Origin of the sequence: Luteitalea sp., from assembly GCF_044337415.1 — a bacterium.
Classification (GTDB): domain Bacteria; phylum Acidobacteriota; class Vicinamibacteria; order Vicinamibacterales; family Vicinamibacteraceae; genus Luteitalea.
In genome coordinates, this window is record NZ_JBIINP010000230.1 from 1 (window position 1) to 5,927 (window position 5,927).

Below are 5,927 nucleotides of genomic sequence, written 5' to 3' on the forward strand. Positions count from 1 at the left end.
GTGACACGGCCAGCGGCACGTGCGGCATCGAGTGCGCGAGGTAGAGGAAGAACGGCTGCTTCGCGGCGGCGCTGTCGCGGATGAACGCGACGGCCTCGCGCGTGTAGGTGGGCGTGAGCGTGGCCGGGTCCGGCTCCTCGACGCGGCGCGTCTCGCCATCCCACAGCGCCAGCTTCTCGGGCGTCTGGACGAACGGGTCCTTGTAGTCGTGGCTGTAGAGCAACCCCACGAAGCGATCGAAGCCGTGGTCGAGCGGGCGCATGCCCGGCTGGTCGCCGAGGTGCCACTTGCCGACGACCATCGTGCGGTAGCCGGCGTCGTGCAGCACGCGCGGCAGCGTGACGTGCTCGCGCGCGCGCAGGCCGCCGGTGCTGCGCGGTGAGAACGGCGCGGGCACGCCGACCTTGAACGCGTAGCGACCCGTGAGCAACGACGCACGCGTCGGCGAGCAGGACGGCGACGGCGCGTAGGCGCTGGTGGCGCGGATGCCGTCGCGCGCGAGTTGGTCGAGGTGCGGCGTGCGGTGCAGCGGGTGGCCGTAGGAGGCGAGGTCGCCGTAGCCCAGGTCGTCGGCGAGGATGACGACGATGTTGGGTCGGGGCGCGGGGGATTGTGCCTGTGCGGCGGTCGCGAGGAAGAGGAACGCCGCAGCGAAGCACAGGGCCATCAGAGAAAGGCGTCGCGGAAGATCACTGACCGTCGGCGCCGCCTTCGCCACGGCTTCGGCGGGCCAAGCATGTCGACGGCCACCAACTGAAGGATCGATCTCTCGGGAGAGATCGCTGACCGTCGACGCGCAGCGTCGACGGCCACGGACAGATCGTGAGGACTGCCGACTGCCGACTGACGGCTGCCGGCACGAGAGCGGCACAGCCGCTCTCACTTGAGCTCGACCTCGATCACGCGCATCGGCTGCGGGCCGGGGCTGGCCACCATGTGGGTGGCGTTGGCGGCGCGGAAGCCGACGCTGCCGCTCGTGAACGACGCCGTCTCCTTCTTGCCATCAGGCTCGGTGAAGACGAGCTTGCCCTCGGTGAGGATCACGCCGACGTGCGCGAGGTCGTGCGTGTGCATGCCCGTGTCGAGCACGCCGGCCGGGAACGTGACGTCCTTGACGCGCACGCGCTCGTTCTCGAACACGACCTGCGTGGAGTACTTGATCGCCCCGGCCTTGGGCGCCGCCTTGGCCGCCTGCGCCTCTGGCGCGCGGAGTGCCTGGAGGCCAGCCGAGCCCGCCGTGAGCGCGAGCGCCGTGAACGCCGAGCCGGCGAGCGCGCCGGCGAGGAAGGTCAACTTCGAACGCAGCATGGCCGACAGGATAGCTGGCAATTTGAAATTTGAAATTCGAAATTCTCGGCGGCTTGGCCTTCCGGCCTTCGCCGCGCCAGGCGCAGCCGGCGCTCGAGAATTTCAAAGTTCAAATTTCAAATCGCCACCGCAGGGTTCTACTCGATCAGCATAGCGTCGCCGTAGCTGTAGAACCTGAAGCCCTCGGCGACGGCGCTGGCATACGCGTCCATGACGTGGCGGTGGCCGGCGAAGGCGCAGACCAGGAACAGCAGCGACGAGCGCGGGACGTGGAAGTTGGTCATCAGCGCGTCGAGCACGCGGAACTGGTGGCCCGGCCTGATGTAGAGCGATGTGGTGGCCGACCCGGCGCGGACGCGGCCGTTCTCGTCGACCGCACTCTCGAGCGCGCGCGTGCTGGTGGTGCCGACGACGATCACGCGTCGACCTTCGGCTTTCGCGCGGTTGATCGACGCGGCGGCCTCTTCCGATACGTGGTAGCGCTCGGGATCGACCTCGTGATCCTCGATCTGCTCGACGCGCACCGGCTTGAACGTGCCATAGCCGACATGCAGCGTGACGCGCACGATCTCCACGCCCATCGCCTGCAGTCGCTCGAGCATCCCCGGCGTGAAGTGCAGCCCTGCCGTGGGCGCGGCGACGGATCCGCGCTGCGTGCCGTACACCGTTTGGTAGCGCTCGCGATCGTCGGTGGCGTCCGGCCGCTTGATATACGGCGGCAACGGCATGTGGCCAAGGGCCTCGATCGCCGTGTCGACGTCGGCAAACCCCTCCGCACGCAGGTGCACGGTGCGCTTGCCGTGACTCCCTCGCCCGAGGATCTCCCCATGGATAACACCGGCGGCGGCCGTTCTATTCCCGACTCCGGATTCCTCACTCCTGCCTGCGTCGATCACGAACCGACTGCCGACCTTCAATCGCTGACCGGGATGCACGAGCGCTTCCCACAGATCCCCTTCAGAAAGCTCTCCGAGCCCTGAGCCTTGAGCCCTGAGCCCTCCCTGTCTTCCGAGCCCCAAGCCCCCAGCCCCGTCCGCATCTGCGTGCTCTCTGAGCCCTGAGCCCTGAGCCCTGAGTCGCTCCACGAGCAAGCATTCCAGCCGTCCGCCGCCTGGCAGTCTGTGGCCCAACAAACGCGCGGGAAACACGCGCGTGTCGTTGACGACGAGCACGTCGCCCGCGCGAAAGTGCGCCGGCAGATCGTCGACAGTACCAATGGTGGTGGCGCCAGTGGCGCGGTCGAGCACCATCAAACGCGAGGTGCCGCGCACCGCCGGCGGGTGCTGGGCGATCTGCGTTTCGGGCAGCGGGAAATCGAACTCGTCGACGCGCATCGAATTATTCGTGGGGCCTTCCGGACGCGGGGCGCGTCAATACACAAGTCGCCATGATGGCGCGAGGTCAGCCCCAGCGCAACGCGCCGGGATCCTCACGGCCACTCTCCGGCGTCGTAGTTCCGTCCGCCGCCATGCGGCACTTGCGGCGCCCCTTCCGGGCGCGTTGGTCACGTAGGAACGGCGTGGTGAAGACCGCGCCCTACCGGTCCTTTTTGGAGGGACTTGCCATGATTCGTCGTATTGCTCTTGCCGCCGCCCTTGCCGTTGCCGTCACTGCCGCCCCCGCCTCCGCGCAGACCAAGGACATCGTCGACACCGCAGTGGGTGCCGGGATGTTCAACACGCTCGTGACCGCCGTGAAGGCCGCGGGCCTGGTCGACACGCTGAAGAGCGCCGGTCCGTTCACCGTGTTCGCGCCGACCGACGACGCGTTCAAGAAGCTCCCGGCCGGCACGGTCGAGGCCCTGCTGAAGGACACGGCGAAGCTGAAGGCCATCCTCACGTATCACGTGGTTGCCGGCAAGGTGATGGCGGCCGACGTGGTGAAGCTGAAGGAAGCCAAGACGGTCCAGGGCCAGAGCGTGAAGATCGCCGTCAACGGCGGCACGGTCACGGTGGACGGCGCCAAGGTCATCAAGGCCGACGTGGCGACCAGCAACGGCGTGATCCACGTGATCGACACCGTCATCCTGCCGAAGGCCAACTAGTTCTGCGCGTCGGCCATGGCCGACGCCTACGAACTGGAAGCACCTGTCGTACTCCGCCGCTCCGCACACTGTGTGGAGCGGCGTTTTTCGTCTGGCACTCCCGTGATCACCCGCCGCTTCTCCGTCGCCCTGCCCGTCGATCGTGCCCGCGCGTTCGCGTGGCATGCCCAGCCGTCTGCCCTGCCGCGCCTGTTGCCGCCGTGGGATCGCGTGCGCGTCCGGTCGCGCGAGGGCGGCCTGGCCGACGGCCGTGTCGTGCTCGAGCTGTCGCAGGGTCCGCTCACGCTCGCCTGGCATGCGCAGCACGATCCCGCACATTTCGAGGATGGCGTCCAGTTCGCAGACCGGCAGGCCTCCGGCCCGTTCTCGTACTGGCTTCACATCCATAGGATTGAGACGGGGAGCGGGGAGCGGGTATCGGGGAGCGCAGCGCCCCGTGACGTACCCGGTACCCGGCACCCGGAACCCGGTTCCTGCGTGCTGCACGACGAAGTGACGTGGCGGCTGCCGCTGGATCCGCTGTCGTGGCCAGCGCGGCCGATGGTGGAGCGGGTGTTGCGGCGCATGTTCGCGTATCGTCACTGGGTGACGCGCGCCGATCTGGCGCGGCACGGCCAAGGAACTCCCATGCGGATTGCCATCACCGGGGCCTCGGGCCTCGTCGGCGCGGCCCTCGTGCCGTTCCTGCAGGGCGGCGGACACGAGGTGGTGCGGCTGGTGCGCGGCACGCCGCGCGCGGGCGAGCACCAGTGGTCGCCTGAACGCGGTCTCGTCGACCCGGCGGCACTCGGCCACGTCGACGCCGTGATCCACCTCGCGGGCGAGAACGTCGCGGGTGGGCGCTGGACGCCGGCCTTCAAGGCGAAGATCCGCGACAGCCGTGTGGGCCCGACGCGGGCGCTGGCGGAGTCGCTCGCGGCCCTGCCCGTGAAGCCGCGCGTGTTCATCAGCGCCTCGGCCATCGGCTTCTACGGCAATCGCGACACCGAAGACCTCACCGAGACCAGTGCGCCCGGGCAGGGCTTCCTGTCGGATGTGTCCCTGGCGTGGGAAAGCGCAGCCGATCCGGCGCGCGCGGCTGGCATCCGCGTGGTGCACCCGCGGTTCGGGATCATCATCGACGCCCGCGGCGGCGCCCTCGGCAAGATGAAGCTGCCCTTCAGCCTGGGCGTCGGCGGGCGCGTCGGCTCTGGCGAGCAGTACTACAGCTGGGTCGGGATGGAAGACGTGCTCGGCTCGCTGCTCTTCGCACTGACGCACGACAGCGTGAGCGGCCCGATCAACGTCACGTCGCCCCACCCGGTGACCAACGCCGAGTTCACGCGCACGCTGGGTCGGGTGCTGCGGCGACCGACGATCTTCCCGGTGCCGGGGTTCGTGCTCACGACGCTGTTCGGCGAGATGGCGGAGGCCGAGCTGCTGAGCAGCAAGCGGGTGCTGCCCGCCGCCCTCACGCAGGCCGGCTACGCGTTCTCGCACCCGCACCTCGAGGACGCCCTGCGGTTCACGCTGGGCCGGGTCGAGGCCACGCCGGCGTGACGGGCGCCCTGCTCCTCGTGGCCAACGCGGCGGCCACGTGGTACCTGACGGGCCTGATCTGGGTCATCCAGGTCGTCCACTACCCACTGTTCTCGCACGCCGAGCGCGCCACCTACCCTGCCTTCGCCGAGGCCCACTCGCGCCTGATCACGCCCGTCGTGGGTCCGGTGATGCTCGTGGAACTGGGCACCGCGCTGTGGCTGCTGCAGGACCGCCCGGCGGTGCTGCCCGCCGGCTGGGCCTGGGCGGGAGCGGCGCTGGTGGGCGTGATCTGGCTGTCGACGGCCTTCGTGCAGGTGCCCCTGCACGCCCAGCTGGGTGGCGGCTACGACGCCCGGGTGCACGCGGCGCTGGTCGGGACCAACTGGATCCGGACGGTCGCCTGGTCCCTCCGGGCGATTCTGATGGGATGGGTCCTCGTCCGGGCCCTGCAGTCCGGCAGCTGAGCCGCCGATGGCATACTTGCTACCCCGTGACGTCCGCTGAAGAGCCAGCGGCCGGCACGGGGAATTCAGAATTCACAATTCAGAATGCAGGGCACGCGGAGTCCGGCGACCGGCATCCTCTCCATTCCGAATTCTGAACTTTGAACTGCAGGGCGGGGTGATCATCGCCCTGCCGAAGCGGAGCAGCCCGTTGCGATGAAAGTCTGGCCAGGTTCTCCCTATCCGCTCGGCGCCACCTGGGACGGGATCGGCGTCAACTTCGCGCTCTTCTCCGAGCATGCGACCGGCGTCGACCTCTGCCTGTTCGACTCGCCCTACGCCGGGCGTGAGTCGCACCGGCTGCCGCTGCGCCAACGCACCGAGCAGGTCTGGCATGGCTACCTGCCCGAGGTGCGCCCCGGGCAGCTGTACGGCTACCGGGTCCACGGGCCCTACGACCTCCGCGCCGGGCATCGCTTCAACCCCGCCAAGCTCGTCTTCGACCCGTACGCCAAGGCCGTCGGCCGCAACGTGCGGTGGCACGACAGCATGTTCGGGTTCACGGTGGGCTCGCCCGACAGCCGCGACGACCGCGACAACGCCGCCTACGC

At 69.1% G+C, this 5,927-nt stretch carries 6 protein-coding genes and 1 pseudogene; 4 read left to right on the forward strand and 3 right to left on the reverse strand.

Features of this window, described 5'->3' with window-relative positions; genetic code table 11:
- The 3 genes from ACIRDX_RS19665 to queA all read right to left on the reverse strand — a co-directional run.
- Nucleotides 1-667 (reverse strand): sulfatase-like hydrolase/transferase (locus tag ACIRDX_RS19665; RefSeq protein WP_396627139.1); only part of this gene is annotated, 667 nt, incomplete at its 3' end.
- Between the two features lie 212 nt (nt 668-879).
- Complete coding sequence (locus tag ACIRDX_RS19670) at nt 880-1,308, reverse strand: hypothetical protein (RefSeq protein ID WP_396627140.1); 429 nt, start codon at nt 1,306-1,308, stop codon at nt 880-882.
- Nucleotides 1,309-1,445: 137 nt separating this feature from the next.
- On the reverse strand, nt 1,446-2,642 hold the full coding sequence (gene queA, locus ACIRDX_RS19675; protein WP_396627141.1) for a tRNA preQ1(34) S-adenosylmethionine ribosyltransferase-isomerase QueA: 1,197 nt from the start codon (nt 2,640-2,642) through the stop codon (nt 1,446-1,448).
- Between the two features lie 230 nt (nt 2,643-2,872).
- Between queA and ACIRDX_RS19680 the strand changes: the two genes are divergently transcribed.
- The 4 genes and pseudogenes from ACIRDX_RS19680 to ACIRDX_RS19695 all read left to right on the forward strand — a co-directional run.
- Entirely contained in the window at nt 2,873-3,352 is a 480-nt protein-coding gene (locus ACIRDX_RS19680) for a fasciclin domain-containing protein (protein WP_396627142.1), read from the forward strand.
- Between the two features lie 102 nt (nt 3,353-3,454).
- Nucleotides 3,455-4,891, forward strand: a complete 1,437-nt coding sequence (locus ACIRDX_RS19685) for a TIGR01777 family oxidoreductase (RefSeq protein ID WP_396627143.1) — start codon at nt 3,455-3,457, stop codon at nt 4,889-4,891.
- Complete coding sequence (locus tag ACIRDX_RS19690) at nt 4,888-5,337, forward strand: hypothetical protein (protein WP_396627144.1); 450 nt, start codon at nt 4,888-4,890, stop codon at nt 5,335-5,337. The genes ACIRDX_RS19685 and ACIRDX_RS19690 overlap by 4 nt, the downstream gene beginning before the upstream one ends.
- A 195-nt stretch (nt 5,338-5,532) precedes the next feature.
- A pseudogene (locus ACIRDX_RS19695) lies at nt 5,533-5,927 on the forward strand (glycogen debranching enzyme GlgX); the annotation flags it as partial.

Excerpts from the sequence above, each read along its gene's own strand:
- ACIRDX_RS19670 (WP_396627140.1), bottom strand. The coding sequence starts at position 1,308 with ATGCTGCGTTCGAAGTTGACCTTCCTCGCCGGCGCGCTCGCCGGCTCG.
- queA (WP_396627141.1), bottom strand. The coding sequence starts at position 2,642 with ATGCGCGTCGACGAGTTCGATTTCCCGCTGCCCGAAACGCAGATCGCC.
- ACIRDX_RS19680 (WP_396627142.1), top strand. The coding sequence starts at position 2,873 with ATGATTCGTCGTATTGCTCTTGCCGCCGCCCTTGCCGTTGCCGTCACT.